This window comes from Blautia hominis (assembly GCA_002270465.1).
In the GTDB taxonomy this organism is placed as follows: Bacteria; Bacillota; Clostridia; order Lachnospirales; family Lachnospiraceae; genus Blautia; species Blautia hominis.
Map to the genome: position 1 here is coordinate 745,622 of NQOF01000003.1, position 15,156 is coordinate 760,777.

The 15,156-nt window shown below is 45.3% G+C and carries 11 protein-coding genes; 6 read left to right on the forward strand and 5 right to left on the reverse strand.

Features of this window, described 5'->3' with window-relative positions:
• Positions 1-169: 169 nt before the first annotated feature.
• Positions 170-1,672, forward strand: a complete 1,503-nt coding sequence (locus CI595_RS13805) for an alpha-N-arabinofuranosidase (protein ID WP_095174029.1) — start codon at positions 170-172, stop codon at positions 1,670-1,672.
• Between the two features lie 72 nt (positions 1,673-1,744).
• Here CI595_RS13805 and CI595_RS13810 read toward each other — a convergent pair whose 3' ends face one another.
• The 4 genes from CI595_RS13810 to CI595_RS13825 form a co-directional block, all read right to left on the reverse strand.
• Positions 1,745-2,572, reverse strand: coding sequence for an undecaprenyl-diphosphate phosphatase (locus tag CI595_RS13810; RefSeq protein ID WP_095174031.1), 828 nt, complete (start codon positions 2,570-2,572; stop codon positions 1,745-1,747).
• A 69-nt stretch (positions 2,573-2,641) separates the two neighbouring features.
• Entirely contained in the window at positions 2,642-4,603 is a 1,962-nt protein-coding gene (gene thrS / locus CI595_RS13815; RefSeq protein WP_095174033.1) for a threonine--tRNA ligase, read from the reverse strand.
• Positions 4,604-4,988: 385 nt separating this feature from the next.
• Positions 4,989-5,768: an RNA polymerase sporulation sigma factor SigG gene (gene sigG / locus CI595_RS13820; protein ID WP_095174035.1), complete on the reverse strand. Its 780-nt coding sequence runs from the start codon at positions 5,766-5,768 to the stop codon at positions 4,989-4,991.
• A gap of 211 nt (positions 5,769-5,979) precedes the next feature.
• Positions 5,980-7,155 (reverse strand): Gfo/Idh/MocA family protein, encoded by a 1,176-nt coding sequence (locus CI595_RS13825; RefSeq protein WP_095174038.1) that lies wholly within the window; start codon positions 7,153-7,155, stop codon positions 5,980-5,982.
• A gap of 369 nt (positions 7,156-7,524) precedes the next feature.
• On the opposite strand from CI595_RS13825, the gene CI595_RS13830 reads away from it, so the two are divergent.
• From CI595_RS13830 to CI595_RS13850, 5 genes are all read left to right on the forward strand, one after another.
• Positions 7,525-8,856, forward strand: coding sequence for an ABC transporter substrate-binding protein (locus CI595_RS13830; RefSeq protein ID WP_095174040.1), 1,332 nt, complete (start codon positions 7,525-7,527; stop codon positions 8,854-8,856).
• A gap of 73 nt (positions 8,857-8,929) precedes the next feature.
• On the forward strand, positions 8,930-9,838 hold the full coding sequence (locus CI595_RS13835; RefSeq protein ID WP_095174042.1) for a carbohydrate ABC transporter permease: 909 nt from the start codon (positions 8,930-8,932) through the stop codon (positions 9,836-9,838).
• Positions 9,839-9,849: 11 nt separating this feature from the next.
• On the forward strand, positions 9,850-10,689 hold the full coding sequence (locus tag CI595_RS13840) for a carbohydrate ABC transporter permease (RefSeq protein ID WP_095174044.1): 840 nt from the start codon (positions 9,850-9,852) through the stop codon (positions 10,687-10,689).
• Positions 10,690-10,841: 152 nt separating this feature from the next.
• Positions 10,842-12,680 (forward strand): cache domain-containing sensor histidine kinase, encoded by a 1,839-nt coding sequence (locus CI595_RS13845; protein WP_095174047.1) that lies wholly within the window; start codon positions 10,842-10,844, stop codon positions 12,678-12,680.
• Positions 12,677-14,179, forward strand: a complete 1,503-nt coding sequence (locus tag CI595_RS13850; protein ID WP_243135164.1) for a response regulator — start codon at positions 12,677-12,679, stop codon at positions 14,177-14,179. The genes CI595_RS13845 and CI595_RS13850 overlap by 4 nt, the downstream gene beginning before the upstream one ends.
• A 521-nt stretch (positions 14,180-14,700) precedes the next feature.
• Here CI595_RS13850 and CI595_RS13860 read toward each other — a convergent pair.
• Complete coding sequence (locus CI595_RS13860; RefSeq protein WP_095174053.1) at positions 14,701-15,096, reverse strand: HIT family protein; 396 nt, start codon at positions 15,094-15,096, stop codon at positions 14,701-14,703.
• Positions 15,097-15,156: the final 60 nt, after the last annotated feature.

Sequence of the window (15,156 nt, forward strand, 5' to 3'; positions counted from 1 at the left end):
TTTTTCAGGCGCAGGGGGAAAAGGAAAAGCTTGGCGTGTTTTTAATACGGCTTGGTGATAAAAAACAAATTGTATCAATGTGCATACAAGTGATATTCTATAGATAAGAAATTTATCAAAAAGGTAACTGTGCGGGGTTTTCGCAGTTACGAAAAGGAGAATATGCGATATGACAAAACTGGTGATCAACCCTAACGTAAAGAAGAGCAAAATACATAAGGAAATTTACGGGCACTTTTCTGAGCATCTGGGAAGGTGTATCTATGAAGGGCTTTATGTGGGAGAGCATTCCCCGATTCCCAATGTAAACGGTATGCGCACAGATGTGGTGGAAGCCCTGAAGGAAATGAAAATACCAGTGCTGCGCTGGCCGGGCGGATGTTTTGCGGATGAGTACCACTGGATGGATGGAATCGGACCGAAAGAAGACAGAAAGAAAATGATCAACACCCACTGGGGCGGTGTTGTGGAGGACAACAGTTTCGGAACCCATGAATTTTTTGAACTGTGCCGCCAGCTCGGCTGTGAAGCCTATGTGAACGGAAATGTTGGAAGCGGAACCGTACGGGAGATGTCAGAGTGGGTGGAATATATGACGTTCGACGGCGTTTCTCCCATGGCTGATTTGAGAAAGAAAAATGGGCATGAGGATTCCTGGGATGTGGCATTTTTTGGTGTGGGCAATGAGAACTGGGGCTGCGGCGGCAATATGACTCCGGAGTTTTACGGCAATGAGTACCGCCGCTACCAGACTTATGTGAGAGATTATAAGGCAGACAAAAAGATTTACAAAATTGCATGCGGAGCCAATGTGGATGACTATGAATGGACAGAGCGTGTCTTGCATACCTGCTTCCGTCACAGCCAGTCTTCTCAGCATGGATTTATGGATGGGCTTTCCCTGCATTATTATACACATCCGGAGGGATGGGAGATCAAGGGAAGTGCAACGGATTTTGATGACAAGGCCTGGTATAAGACTCTGAGCAAGACTCTTTATATGGAGGAGCTGATCAACCGGCACGGAGCCATTATGGACAAGTACGACCCGGAAAAGAAAATCGGTATGATCGTGGATGAGTGGGGTACCTGGTTTATCGTAGAACCGGGGACAAATCCTGGCTTCCTTTATCAGCAGAACACCATGAGGGACGCGCTGGTGGCTGGAATCAACCTGAATATCTTTAACAAGCACAGTGACCGTGTCCACATGGCAAATCTGGCTCAGCTTGTGAATGTCCTTCAGTCCGTCATTCTGACAGAAGGAGAGAAAATGCTGCTGACACCTACATATCATGTATTTAACATGTATAAATATCATCAGGATGCGGAACTTTTAGAGAGCCATTTGGATACAAAGACGATCGGTGTGGATGATGCGCATCAGGTTCCCAACATGACGGAATCGGTTTCTGTGGATACAGAGGGTGTGATGCACATTACCATCACAAATCTGTCTCTGGATGAGGCTTATGATGTGGACGCGCTGATTCTGGAAAGACCCGTGACAGAGGTAAAAGGAGAGATACTGGCAGAAGAAATGCATGCCATGAACACGTTCGAGGAGCCGGAAAATGTAAAGGTGAAAGAATTTAAGAATGTGAAGATCACAGACAAAGGAATCGCATTTACTGTACCTGCGTGCAGTGTACTGCATCTGGCAGTGAAATAACGGGCTGTCCGGACAGCTGAAGAATGGAAAAACAGGGCGCTTCCCGTAGGAAGGCGCCCTGTTTGTGCCTTATCATGCCAGAAGGCTGAAATATAGGATGACAATAATACCCAATATAATACGGTAGATACCGAATATCTTAAAATCGTGTTTTCTGATATAGCTCAGGAGCATTCGGATCGCAAATACGGATACAACAAAGGAAACCAATGTTCCGATCATCAAAAGGATCCACTCCGATCCGGAGAACATGCCTGTCTTTAAAAAATATTTCAGCAGCTTCAGACCGCTGGCGCCTGCCATGACCGGTATTGCCAGGAAAAAGGAAAATTCACTTGCCACATACCTGGAACAGCCCAGGATGACAGCGCCCAGAATGGTGGCACCGCTTCTTGAGGTTCCGGGTATTGCCGCTAAAACCTGGAAACAGCCGATAAAAAAAGCTGTCCGGTAGGTCAGTGCCTCCAGGGATTCCATTTTCGGCTGCTTTTTTCTGCTCTCGATGACAAGAAAGGCAATACCATACAGGATCAGGGTTGCAGCGATTATGTACACGCTGGACAGATAGTCCTCCAGTACCATGTCCAGCGGAAGACCGGCAGCCACGATGGGTATGCACCCTACCGCTACCTTTTTCCACAGAGTAAATGTCTCCTGCTTTTCGGATACACTTTTCTTTGGAGAAAAGGGGTTGAGTTTATGGAAAAACAGTACCAGTACAGCCAGTATGGAACCGAATTGAATGACAACCTTGAATACTTCAAAAAATTCCGGTGTGGAGGTCATGGGCCAGAGATTGTCAAATAAGATCAGATGTCCCGTGCTGCTTATGGGCAGCCATTCTGTGATACCCTGGATGATGCCCAGAATGACTGCTTTTATCATTTCTATAAAGTCCATGAAGTCTTTTCCTTTCTGTGATGCTTTGTGCGGTCAATATCTGTGTGCATGAGGCGGCTTTGCTGTCAATTACTTATCGTTCTGTACTTCAATTTTGCGGATCTCTTTTGTACGGATCTCTTTGCATATATCATCTATGAAATCCTGCAGGGGTTTCTGGCCTTCATCTCCCAGGAAGCGGCTTCTGACGGCCACTAATCCTTCAGCTTCTTCTTTTTCTCCCACAACGATCATGTAGGGAACCTTTGACAGCCTTGCTTCGCGGATCTTGTAGCCGATTTTTTCAGAGCGCTCATCAATGGTGCTAAGGATGCCGTTTTTCTTTAACTCGGTTTCTACCCGGACTGCGTAATCCTGGTATTTTTCAGAGATAGGAAGGATGCGGACCTGTTCCGGGCAGAGCCAGGTGGGGAACATGCCGGCATATTTTTCAATGAGCCATGCAAGGGTCCTCTCATAGCAGCCGATGGAGGTTCTGTGGATAATATACGGGCGGACTTTTTCACCGTTCTGGTCAATGTAGTACATATCAAACTGTTCAGCCAGCAGTGCATCCCACTGTACCGTGATCATAGTGTCCTCTTTGCCGTATACATTTTTGGCATTAATGTCTACTTTGGGGCCGTAGAAGGCGGCTTCCCCTGCATCCTCCACAAAAGGAACGTCCAGTTCCACTAAAATGTTTCGGATATGCTGTTCGGTCTGCTCCCATACCTTTGCATCACCGATATACTTTTCTGTGTTTTCTGGGTCCCACTTGGATAAATGATAGGTTACATCATCCTGCAGTCCCAGGGTGGTCAGACATTTCTTGGCAAGAGCCAGACAGCCTTTGAATTCCTCCACCATCTGATCCGGGCGGACGATCAAATGTCCCTCTGAGATGGTGAACTGGCGGACGCGTGTCAGGCCGTGCATTTCACCGGAGTCCTCATTTCTAAAGAGGGTGGAAGTCTCACTGTAGCGAAGGGGCAGATCGCGGTAGGAGCGCTGTTTGGATTTATACACATAATACTGGAAGGGGCAGGTCATGGGACGGAGGGCAAACACTTCTTTGTCGGTTTCCTCGTCCCCCAGCACAAACATGCCGTCTTTATAGTGGTCCCAGTGTCCCGAGATTTTGTATAAGTCACTTTTGGCCATCAGGGGCGTTTTGGTGCGGATGTATCCCCAGTTGTTATCCTCCTCATCTTCAATCCATCTCTGGAGTGTCTGGATGATTTTGGCACCTTTGGGCATCAGCAGGGGAAGACCCTGGCCGATCACATCAACGGTGGTGAATAACTCCATTTCACGGCCCAGTTTGTTGTGGTCGCGTTTCTTGATATCCTCCAAATGCTGCAGATATTCGTTCAGCTCATCTTTTGTGGAGAAGGCACTTCCGTAAATCCTCTGCAGCATGGGTTTGCTGGAATCGCCTCTCCAGTAAGCGCCAGAGGAGGAGGTAAGTTTAAATGCTTTGATGCCCTTTGTGTTCATGAGATGAGGCCCTGCGCACAGATCGACGAAATCCCCCTGGGAGTAGAAGGAGATCTCAGCATCTTTAGGAAGGTCGGTGATCAATTCCACTTTGTATGGTTCCTCTTTTTCCTGCATAAACAGTACAGCTTCCTCTCTGGGGAGGGTAAACCGTTCCAGTCTGCTTCCTTTTTTGATAATACGTTTCATCTCTTTTTCCAGCTTGTCCAGGTCTTCTCTTGAAAAGGGTTCAGCCTCAAAATCATAGTAGAAACCAGTGTCAATAGCAGGTCCGATTGCCAGTTTGGCGTCCGGGAACAGGCGTTTGACTGCTTCTGCCAGAACATGGGAGCAGGTATGGCGTACGACACGAAGCCCTTCCGGGTCCCTGGCTGTGAGGATATTCAGTGTACAGTCTTTGTCAAGAACTGTTCTGAGATCCACAATTTGGCCGTCCACCTCGCCTGCACAGGCAGCCCGTGCCAGTCCTTCGCTTATGTCAAAGGCAATGTCGATAACAGATTTGGACTCAGCATACTCTTTTACTGAGCCGTCTTTTAATTGGATTTTCATGCTTTTTTTCCTCCTGAATTATGTTTAAAATCAAAAAAACCCTGAACAATCCGAAGACTGTCCAGGGACGATAAACAAGATACCGCGGTTCCACCCTTGTTGTTCCTATAGTAACGGTTCCGTACCTTTTTCGTTACTATATACCACTCAAATTGACGATAACGGTGTCGGCCGGGCTCTGTTAAAGCCGCTCCAGGGTGGTCTTCAAATGCTTCTCCATAGAATGCTCACACCATATGCATCCCTCTCTGTATGGATATCCATTTTACTCTTCCTGTCTGCGCGTTGGCTGTATGGCAGAGTGTGATCTTTGATCCGGTCCGCCAGTCTGCGGACACACTCTGAATTGGTGTTTAGCATATCATTTATAGGGGAGAATGTCAAGTCAGGGACGCAGGTAGTTTTTCATATTTTTTAGTGCGTGCTTTTCCAAGCGGCTGACCTGGGCCTGGGAGATGCCGATTTCCTGCGCAACCTCCATCTGGGTCTTTCCTTCGTAGAAACGCATTTCAATGATGTGTTTTTCCCTGTCATCCAGGCGTTTCATGGCCTCCTTCAGGGATAGATCTTCAATCCAGTTTTCCTCCCTGTTTTTCTTGTCACTGATCTGGTCCATGACATACAGGGTGTCGCCTCCTTCTGTATACACCGGTTCATAGAGACTGACCGGGCTTTGGATGGCGTCCAGGGCATAGACGATATCCTCTTTTTCCATGCCGATCTCCTCGGCAATTTCGTTGATGGTGGGCTCTTTGAGATTTTTTTTGACGTAATTTTCTTTGGCATAGATGGCTTTGTATGCAGTATCGCGAAGAGAGCGGCTTACCCGGATAGAGTTGTTGTCCCGCAGATACCTGCGGATCTCACCGATGATCATGGGAACCGCGTAAGTAGAAAATTTCACGTTCAGTGTTGTATCGAAATTGTCAATTGCCTTCATCAGTCCGATGCAGCCAATCTGGAATAAATCATCCACATTTTCGTTGCTGGCGGAGAAACGTTTGATGATACTGAGCACCAGCCTCAAATTTCCCTTGATATATAATTCTCTGGCTTCTGTGTCTCCCTTTTTGATCCGCTCGAACAGAATATCCTTCTCTTCATTGGTAAGTACAGGGAGTTTAGAAGTGTTCACACCGCATATTTCAACTTTATTAAGTGCCATTGCAAGAATCCTCCTGGAAATTTTAATGTCTAGTAAAATGATTCTCACCTGGTGCGGACAATATACGACAACACGGAAAATTTAATAAAGTTTTAGCCCTTGACAATTCAGAAAAACAGATGGGATGAAAGAAAGACCAGAAGTTGATTTATACGAAAAAATCCCTTGTTTTCAACAAAAAAGTATTGAAAATAAGGGATTTTGACTATATTTAAAGTTGTTCAAACCGCGGGATCGTGATCACTTCTCCGCCCTTCATGGCAGATTCATGGGCACAGATTCCGGTTCCTGTCCAGTAGGCCCCCATAATATCATCCATGGCCGGTTTTCGTTCTTCGATGATAGAGCGGATGAATTCATGTACCAGGTGGGGATGGGAACCCCCGTGTCCGCCGCCCTGCTTAAAGGAGAGATGGGTGTTTTCATTGTTATATACCGTATTAGTAGTGAAGGATGCGATCTCATCAGGCAGAAGGTGGGCGTAATCCGGAATTTTGATACGCTCCTCCAGTATTTCACCGCCTCTGCTGGATTCTTCTTTTTCTTCATTGAGGATATCTACTTTCTGCAAGGCTCCTGTTCTGGTATAGAGGACAGGGTCCTCATCCGCCAGCTGCTGCCACTCAAAACTTTTATTTTCTCCATATATACGGAAACATTCCGAATAACTCCGGGCGACTCCATATAAAAAGCGTTCCATCTCAATGGTGATATCACTGTCCTGAAGTGTAATGAATGCAGCTTCAAAAGCGTAGGGGCATCCATATTGTTCTTCCAGTTCCTTTCTTACTTTACCGGAACCTCTTGCATATACTTTTTGGGGCAGATGTCCTGCAAGCATGAGGCACGGGGCAACAGCATGGGTAGGATGCATAAGGGGAGGGAAACCTTTCCAGTAATCAGGCCAGCCTTCCATATCCTGATAATGGGCACATGTCATATACTGGAGACGCCCCAGCTCACCTTTTTCATACAGCTCTTTCATATAGAGAAATTCCCTCTGAAAAATGGTGGTTTCCATGAACATATAATTTTTTTCCGCGGCCTGCCTTGCCAAAATGACCTGTTTTAACTCCTCCAGGCTCATGCCCATAGGGATGGTGCAGCCACAGTGCTTTCCTGCGTTCAGCACCCGTACGGAAAATGGGGCATGGGTGGATGGGGGTGTCACCAGATGTACCGCATCAATCTCCGGAATGTCCAGCACGTTCTGCAGATCCGTGAAGCACTGGCTTTTAGGGATGCTGTAACGTTCCCTGGCAATGTTTAAAAGTTTTTCATTTTTGTCCACAACATAGACTTTGCCGACATCAGGGTGTTTGCAGTAGATGGCGACAAACTCAAGTCCGAAGCTCAGTCCCACTAAAGCTACATTTAGTTTTTTCATGATCAAAGACCTCCTTATCTTCTGTATCTAAGATTTTAAATCAGATGTTTTCATCAGGGAATGAAGAGAATTTTTCAATTAAATGGGAATCAGCCAAAAAACAGGCAGACGCTCCTGCCTTTATCAGCACATTTTTCGGCAAATGCCCATGAAAAGGTTAAAAAAATTACAGCTTTGAGAATGACAAGAAATCTGAAATTTTTTTAAGGGAGAAGGGCAAAAAGTCAAATAATATATTTATTCTAAAAACAACAGAGATATGGTTTAATGTGCTTATAGCAATTCAGTAACAGCCGGCGTAATGAACTGCAATACGGAACAGGAAAAAAGAACAAGAAAAAGCGAATGAGGAAAAGAAGGTAAGAGAATATGAAGAGAAGAAAAGTAATAGCAATTCTGACGGCAGCGGCCATGATACTGGGAACAGCAGCATGCGGAGATTCCGGCGGCAGTCAGGAGGATAAAACAGGGGAAAAGAATACATCCGAAGAAAAGGAAAGCAGCCAGGAGACCGGTTCTAAAGAGCAATCAGGGGAGATCACGCTGCTTATGACAAATGACTGGGTGGATGAATCTACGGATCTGGGCACAGAGTTTACAAAAACCATCAGACAGTATGAGGAGGAACATCCGGGTACAAAGATCACACTTCAAGGTGCCTCCCAGCAGGATATCAAAGAATCTTTCCAGACGGCAGCGCTGGCAGGCGGCGGGGCGGATGTGGTGATCATGGATAACTCAGGGCATGCCATTGATCTGGCAGCTATGGGGCTTTTATATCCTTTAAGTGATCTGACCTCAGCAGAGGAGCTGGTGTCCCAGTATCAGGAAGGCCCCCTGAACTCCGGGAAATTCCAGGGGGAATATTACTCGGTTCCCTGGTATATGGACTGCTGCGGTCTGTATTATAACAAGGAACGTCTGGATGAACTGGGACTTGCTGTCCCCACCAATTGGGATGAACTTTCAGCTGCACTGGAAAAAGTAAAAGAAGCTGGTTATGGCGGAATCATTACCTATCAGAGCGCCTATGCCTTTTATTCCTTTTTCTATCAGAACGAATGTCCGGTGATCGACACAAGCGGTGAGACTCCGTCTGTGGTCATCGACAATGAACAGGGTACCGAGGCCTGGAATTATATCTGCGATATGATCACAAAAGGAGGCCTGGTGGAGTCATTTAAGGAGGCAACCACATGGGATAAGGTTTATGAAAGCTTTGCTAATGGGGAAGCTACATTCCTTCTGGGAGGAGACTGGTGCGCCACCGGTGTTGATGAAATTAATCCGGACTTGGATTATGGCATTGCCACAATGGTAGGAGGAAAAACGCAGGCAACCGTGCTTGGTGGATGGACCTGGAATATCAATGCCAACAGCAAAAACCCGGAATTGGCCTATGATCTGATCCAGTACATCAATTCCGAGAAAGGAGATCCGATCCTGGATGTGGAGGGAAAGATCTCTGCCCGTAAAGATTTTGATTATGGAAAAGCGCTGGAGGGGAAAGAACGCCTGAAAGTATTTACGGATGAATTCCCGTATACCTGTGCCCGTCCCGCGGTTATCAATGAGAAAGCCATTGATGAACTGATCACCAATGCAATTTTGGAGGTGGATTATGGAAAGGCAACAGCAGAAGAAGCGCTGGGATCTTTGACACAGAAACTGAACGAAAATATAGCATCCAATTACAAATAGTCAAGAAAGCGGGTTAACATTTCTCCGGCCGCAGCATGCGGCCGGAGAGAGCTGCCCGTCCTGAGGTGGGATTATGGCGAGAAAACAAAAAAGGGCGGGACTGGAACTGAAGAAAAACTGGCCCGGGTATCTGCTTCTGGCACCGGCAGTCATTGCTGTCCTGGCCCTCTCTATTTATCCGCTTCTGCGCGGTATTTATCTTAGCTTTGTCAATTATAATCTGGTACGTCCAAAAGACAGCATTTTTAATACCTTTGCAGGGCTTGAGAATTATAAAAACATATTTGCCAACAAGATATTTCTGCAGTCTATTGGAAATACGGTAAAATGGACGCTGGTGAATCTGATCGTACAGCTTGTGGCAGCTATGCTGCTGGCGTTGGCGCTGAATATGAAACTGAAAGGAAGGTCTGTTTACCGCACGTTGATCCTGGTGCCCTGGGCGGTACCCCATGCCATTGCGGCAATGACATTCACCTTTTTATATAATGCCAATGTGGGGATCATCAATATATTGGCAGTAAAATTAGGAGCGATCACAGAATCCGTCTCCTGGCTTGGCAATATAGGCTCTGCGTTCTGGTGTGTGGTCCTGGTGGCAATCTGGAAGGGGATTCCATTCCAGATGATATTTATCCTGGCTGCCCTGCAGGGGATACCGGGAGACGTTTATGAGAGCGCCGAGATTGACGGGGCCAGCCGTTTCCAGAGCTTTTGGCGGATCACACTGCCGATCATCAAGGAACCACTGGCAATTGCTACGATCCTGAATCTGATCGGCATTGTCTCATGCTTTAACACCATTTGGCTGATGACCGGAGGCGGGCCGCTGTACAGTACGGAAATACTCTATACCTTTGCCTATCGTGAGGCATTCATTAACCATAATTTTGGTACCGCAGCAGCAGCGTCTGTGATATTATTTGTTTTCATGGCAGTATTTTCCGGGATATATCTGCGCATGGTAAGCGAGAAAGAGTAGGAGGATGGCAAATGCTGGATAAAAAACAGAAACAAAAGATCAGAAAGGCAGTTGCTTATATTTTTACGGTTCTGATGGTATTTGCCGCTGTGGCCCCCTTTGTGTATGTGGTGCTGACAGCGATGAAAACAAAGGAGCAGATCTACGATCCCAATCAGATCATTCCTACATATGTGACTTTTGAAAATTTCCGCCATGTGATTTTTGAGTCCAATTTTGTAAGATACTTTATGAACAGCATATTTATTACAGTAGTGACCACAATGATCTGTATGGTACTGTCTGTCATGGCAGCATACGGGCTGACAAGATACCGTATTTTGGGAGCGGGAAAGATCAAGATGGCTGTGCTGATGACGCGGATGTTTCCGGGAATCCTATTGTGTATACCATATTATATAATCATGAAACATTTTCAGCTCATTGACAGCTATACCGGGCTGATACTTATGTATTGTTCCTTTACACTTCCTTTTGCGATCTGGAATACCTGTGCATTTTTTTCCACGATTCCCTGGGAACTGGAGGAATCCGCCATGATTGACGGGTGCAGCAGGCTGCGTTCCTTTTTCTCCGTCATATTTTATGTGGCAAAGCCGGGATTGTTTGTGACAGCGCTTTTCTGCTTCATGTCCTCCTGGGATGAATATATGTACGCGTCTATTTTTATAAATACAACATTGAAAAAGACGATTCAGGTGGGGATGCAGGATTTTATCGGGCAGTATTCCGTGGATTGGGGACTTTTGATGTCAGCGGTAGTGATCAGCCTGATACCTATACTGCTGTTCTTCGCCCTGGTACAGGAAAATCTGGTGGAGGGGCTGTCTGCCGGAGCGGTAAAAGGATAAGATATATTTGAGGGTTGGCACACAGATCTTGTGTGTCAGCCCTATTTGGCTGTAAAACCAAAGTGTACTTTCTTGGAAATTGCAGGAAGTATACCGGAAACATTGACAAAAAGGGATAAGATATTAGAATAATAAAAAAGGTCGGAGACAGAATGGAAAAGGAAAAACGCAGACATTTCAGTCTGAAAAATAAAAGTATCAGGACGCAGCTCATAGTGTATATGGGGTGTTTTGTGGTTCTGCCCCTGTGTCTGGCATTAATGTTTTTGAACATTTACCTGCAGAGGGTCACCACAGAAAACAAGACCGGCTATGACACTACCCTGTTGTCCCAGATTAAGGCAAACGGAGATCAGATGATCGAAGTGACAAATTATTCTACCAGCATGATGATGACCAGCAAGTCTGTGCTGGAGAATCTTCGCACCATGGCGCGGGCAGAGGACGGCTATGACCTGTATCAGGCAAAAACAGAACTCTCAGCCAGGCTGTCCGAGATGGAGAGTTCAGTGTTGAATGCAGTAGGCGGCAAGATAGCCATCCTTACAGAGTCCGGATATCTGATAGGTGCCCACAATCTAAGCCGTACTTCAGTGGAATATGAAGGGCAGGATTGGTATCAGCAGATTATAGACAATGGGCGGAAAACTACATTCTGCGCAGAGCTGCAGGACTTTTTTGCGGAGATGACCACATATCCCATACAGGACTACCGTTATCTTTATATTGGCAGAAGCGTGCTGGATTATTCCGGAAAAAATCTGGGTGTCCTCCTGATACAGCTGTCCGGTACAAAAATATGGGGGAAATTTACCCAGGCTATGGTGCCCTCCCATGAGGGGACCTTTTATATTTTTGACAACAGCAGAAAAATGCAGATGGAATACAATGGAGAGAAAGACGAACTGGTACAGTCTCTTACGGAGGAGGAGGCTGTATGGCAGGGAGAAACGGACACCATTACCCGGGGAACGCTGCATGACGGCTATCAATACATGGCTGTTTCTTTGGAGCACGGCGGAAATAGGTTAGTGTATGCGGTTCCCACTCTTGTTTATCTGGAGGGAAACCTACGGATATCTAGGAATATTCTTGGAATGGTACTGCTTTTGATCGCAGCTACGATTATAACCATGGTTTATTTTTCTAAAAAGCTGTCAAGTCCCCTCACAAATCTGGTGGAAAAACTGGAAAACTCTGAAAACGGAATCCTGACACTTCAGGAGCCGGAGCAGTCCTTTTTGGAAATACATAAATTTATTTCAAGCTATAACAGGGCGGGACATAGGATTGAGGAATTGATCGAGAAGGTAAAAACAGAAAGCCATCTGAAGGAGAAAGCCCATTATGAGATGCTGATGTCCCAGATTTCCCCGCACTTTATCTTTAATACGGTAAATTCCATCAGGATCATGGCAAAAGAGGAACAGGATGAGAGGACATCCTGTGCGCTGGAATCCCTGGGGGAAATACTGCACGGTGTGTATGACAACAGGAACGGCATGACAACAGTGGGGCAGGAGACGGCTCTGCTGGAAGCTTATGTGGACATCATGAAATTCAGGTTTGGAAACTCTTTTCAGTATTACAACGTGATCCCCACAGAATTATATTTTTGTGAGATTCCTGCGTTTACTATGCAGCCCATTGTGGAGAATGCCATTCTGCACGGCGTGAAGGACATCAGAGCAGGCCAGATCATTGTGTCTGCTGTGGAATATGAACAGGATTTTATGATCTCCATCTTCAATAATGGAAATTCGGCGGACAAAGATATGGTGGAAGAAATGCTGAAAAGCCCTCACAGGAACCGGAGCACTTTTACCGGAATGGGTCTTTACAATGTAAATTCCAGATTGAAAATGCTGTATGGGGATAATTATGGGTTGATCTTTAAGGAACAGGTAAAAGCGGGATTTGAAATATGGATCCGGATCCCAAAGAGGACAGATTATCAGGCGCGTTCCGAAGGCAGAAAGGATTGGAAATGAAAAATAAGGTATTGATCATAGAGGATGAGATACTGGCAAGAGTCGGCCTGCATCAGTTATTGGACTGGAAGGGACTGGGATTTACCCTGCTGGAAGATGCGAAAGACGGACAGGAAGCAATTCGTTCCATTGAAGAGAATCACCCGGACATTCTGCTTCTTGACCTGAATATACCGAAAAAGAACGGACTGCAGATCCTTGAATATTTACGAGAGAATAATCTGGACTGCAAAGTGATCGTGATAAGCTGCAACGAGGAGTTTGAGATGGTAAAAGAAGCCATGAAGCTGGGGGCTTATGATTATCTGAGAAAGTTAAACCTCTCCTCTGAAGAGTTGCAGCAAATCCTTCAGAAATGCAGGGCAGAAAAACACCAGCCTTTTCGTGTCCGGGAAATACGGTATGAGGAGATCATCAGCCATACGGGCAAAGACATTTTTCAGGATGTGGGGACCTACCGGACGCTTCTCTGCATACTGCCCCACATAGATAAACAGGAAGGGATATTTGCTGTCACGGAGCACTGCAGAAGGTGGCTTCAGAAGCGCGGGCAGGAATACCTGCAGATCCATAAAGGGGCCCAGTGCTGTTATTTTGTGTTTGACAGCAGGCTTCCAAAGGCATTTTATGAGGAACTTTACCGGGCATTGGCACAGCGGTTTCCCATCAAGCTTTATCTGGGGATTTATGAGGGGGTCATGAAAGAGGAATCGGATATGAATCAGGCGGTTGCGCTTGCGGAGCAGATCAACATGGTAAGTTATTACGATGAAGAACAGAGGATACATTATTTTACGGAGAAGATACCGGCGAAAGAACACAGCCCTAAGGGAATGCCGCATATGCAGGCCGCACTGAAGCAGGCGGCAGCCGAATTTGCCAGGGAGGAGACGGGGAATGCTATTTCAAATATATTTTCTTCTATCCGTCAGGAAAAATATATTAGCATGAATGTGCTGCGCCGGATTTTTATGGACATGCTGGGGGTGTTTTCTATGACAGCCCAGGGGCTGAATGGAGCCATTGAGGAAATTCAGGTGCGGGGGGATAACTGTCATTACCAATGTCTGTTGATGATAAGCAGTCTGTCAGAGATTGAAAAATGGTTTCAGGAATTTACGGATGCTTTTCATGAAAGGTTTTTGATCGAATATAAATGCAGCCGTTCCGAAATTCTGCGCAGTGCGTTCCATTACATTGACACCCACTTGAAAACACAGATACACCAGTCAGAGGCAGCAAAAGAAATCGGTGTTTCCAGTGCGTATCTGAGCACAGTATTTAAAAAAGAGATGGGACAGAATTTTATTGAATACGTGAATCTGAGGAAAGTGGAATTGGCCAAGGAAATGCTGGAGGAAGGTCTTTTGGTGTATGAGGTTTCTGAAATATTGGGGTTTGAAAATTGTACTTATTTTTCAAAAGTGTTCAAAAAATATACAGAAATGTCACCGGATACTTACAGGAAAAGAAATATGAACTTGATAAATGAAAAGTGATGGATTGCATAAAGAAAAAGAATATGATATAATCGACATATGGAACAAGCGTGTTACAGGGTGGATTGGCCTTCATTCCATGCAGGATGGAGGTGGTGCATATGAAGAACAAATTCAGTTTTAATGACTTGATGCAGTTCGGAATTTTTCTGATTGCACTACTGACCTTTATTTATTTGATGGGTCATTAGAATACATAGAAAAACCACCCTTAAACTTTGACCAGGAATAGGGTGGGTTTTCTAACACAACTAAGGTCAAACCACTTTGGGCGGTTGTTCCTTTCTAAACATAATATATCACGTTTATTGATTGATTTCAATAGAATTCAAAAAATATTTAAATATAAAAGTGACAAAATAATTTGCAAATACGATATTATATAGTGCTAACTTATTGATGTGGGAATGGCCTGTCTTTTCCGTTTGAAAGTATGTCTCTGTGTCTTTGTAAGGCCATAACTTTCCGCTGCACGGCAGCCTGAAATAATGATCATCAGGTAATACCATGTATATCATATTTTAGTTTAGCTGTTCTGCTAAACAGCGGGAGAGCTGCTCCAGCGGCAGTTCATGTTGTTTCACCGCCTGATTTTCCCAGAAACCGTCGTCAGCGTACCGGGGAATGATATGCACATGAAAGTGTGTGCCCTCATCCATAACTAAACCGTTATTCTGCATAACGGTCACTCCAAGTACATCAAAATTTTTTTCTATAATTTCTGCCACCTGCTGTTCCAGCCGGATCAATTCATATAAAACCGATTCCGGGACCTCCCGGATATTTCCATAATGCTGTTTGGTGATCATTAATAAATGGCCTTTCTGAATTGGATCAATATCATAAACTACAATAAAATTATCCGTCTCATAGAGTATTTGTGAGTCTTCTATACAATTGCAAAAAATACAGTTCATATGCCAGTTCCTCCTTATTGTTTGTTTTAAAGAAAATTAAATTTGCCGGAAAATCTCCCC

What these genes read in the sequence shown, in the direction of transcription:
- CI595_RS13810 (WP_095174031.1), bottom strand. Translation starts at nt 2,572, where the DNA reads ATGGACTTTATAGAAATGATAAAAGCAGTCATTCTGGGCATCATCCAG.
- CI595_RS13830 (WP_095174040.1), top strand. Translation starts at nt 7,525, where the DNA reads ATGAAGAGAAGAAAAGTAATAGCAATTCTGACGGCAGCGGCCATGATA.
- CI595_RS13835 (WP_095174042.1), top strand. Translation starts at nt 8,930, where the DNA reads ATGGCGAGAAAACAAAAAAGGGCGGGACTGGAACTGAAGAAAAACTGG.
- CI595_RS13850 (WP_243135164.1), top strand. Translation starts at nt 12,677, where the DNA reads ATGAAAAATAAGGTATTGATCATAGAGGATGAGATACTGGCAAGAGTC.
- CI595_RS13805 (WP_095174029.1), top strand. Translation starts at nt 170, where the DNA reads ATGACAAAACTGGTGATCAACCCTAACGTAAAGAAGAGCAAAATACAT.
- CI595_RS13840 (WP_095174044.1), top strand. Translation starts at nt 9,850, where the DNA reads ATGCTGGATAAAAAACAGAAACAAAAGATCAGAAAGGCAGTTGCTTAT.
- CI595_RS13860 (WP_095174053.1), bottom strand. Translation starts at nt 15,096, where the DNA reads ATGAACTGTATTTTTTGCAATTGTATAGAAGACTCACAAATACTCTAT.
- sigG (WP_095174035.1), bottom strand. Translation starts at nt 5,768, where the DNA reads ATGGCACTTAATAAAGTTGAAATATGCGGTGTGAACACTTCTAAACTC.
- thrS (WP_095174033.1), bottom strand. Translation starts at nt 4,603, where the DNA reads ATGAAAATCCAATTAAAAGACGGCTCAGTAAAAGAGTATGCTGAGTCC.
- CI595_RS13845 (WP_095174047.1), top strand. Translation starts at nt 10,842, where the DNA reads ATGGAAAAGGAAAAACGCAGACATTTCAGTCTGAAAAATAAAAGTATC.
- CI595_RS13825 (WP_095174038.1), bottom strand. Translation starts at nt 7,155, where the DNA reads ATGAAAAAACTAAATGTAGCTTTAGTGGGACTGAGCTTCGGACTTGAG.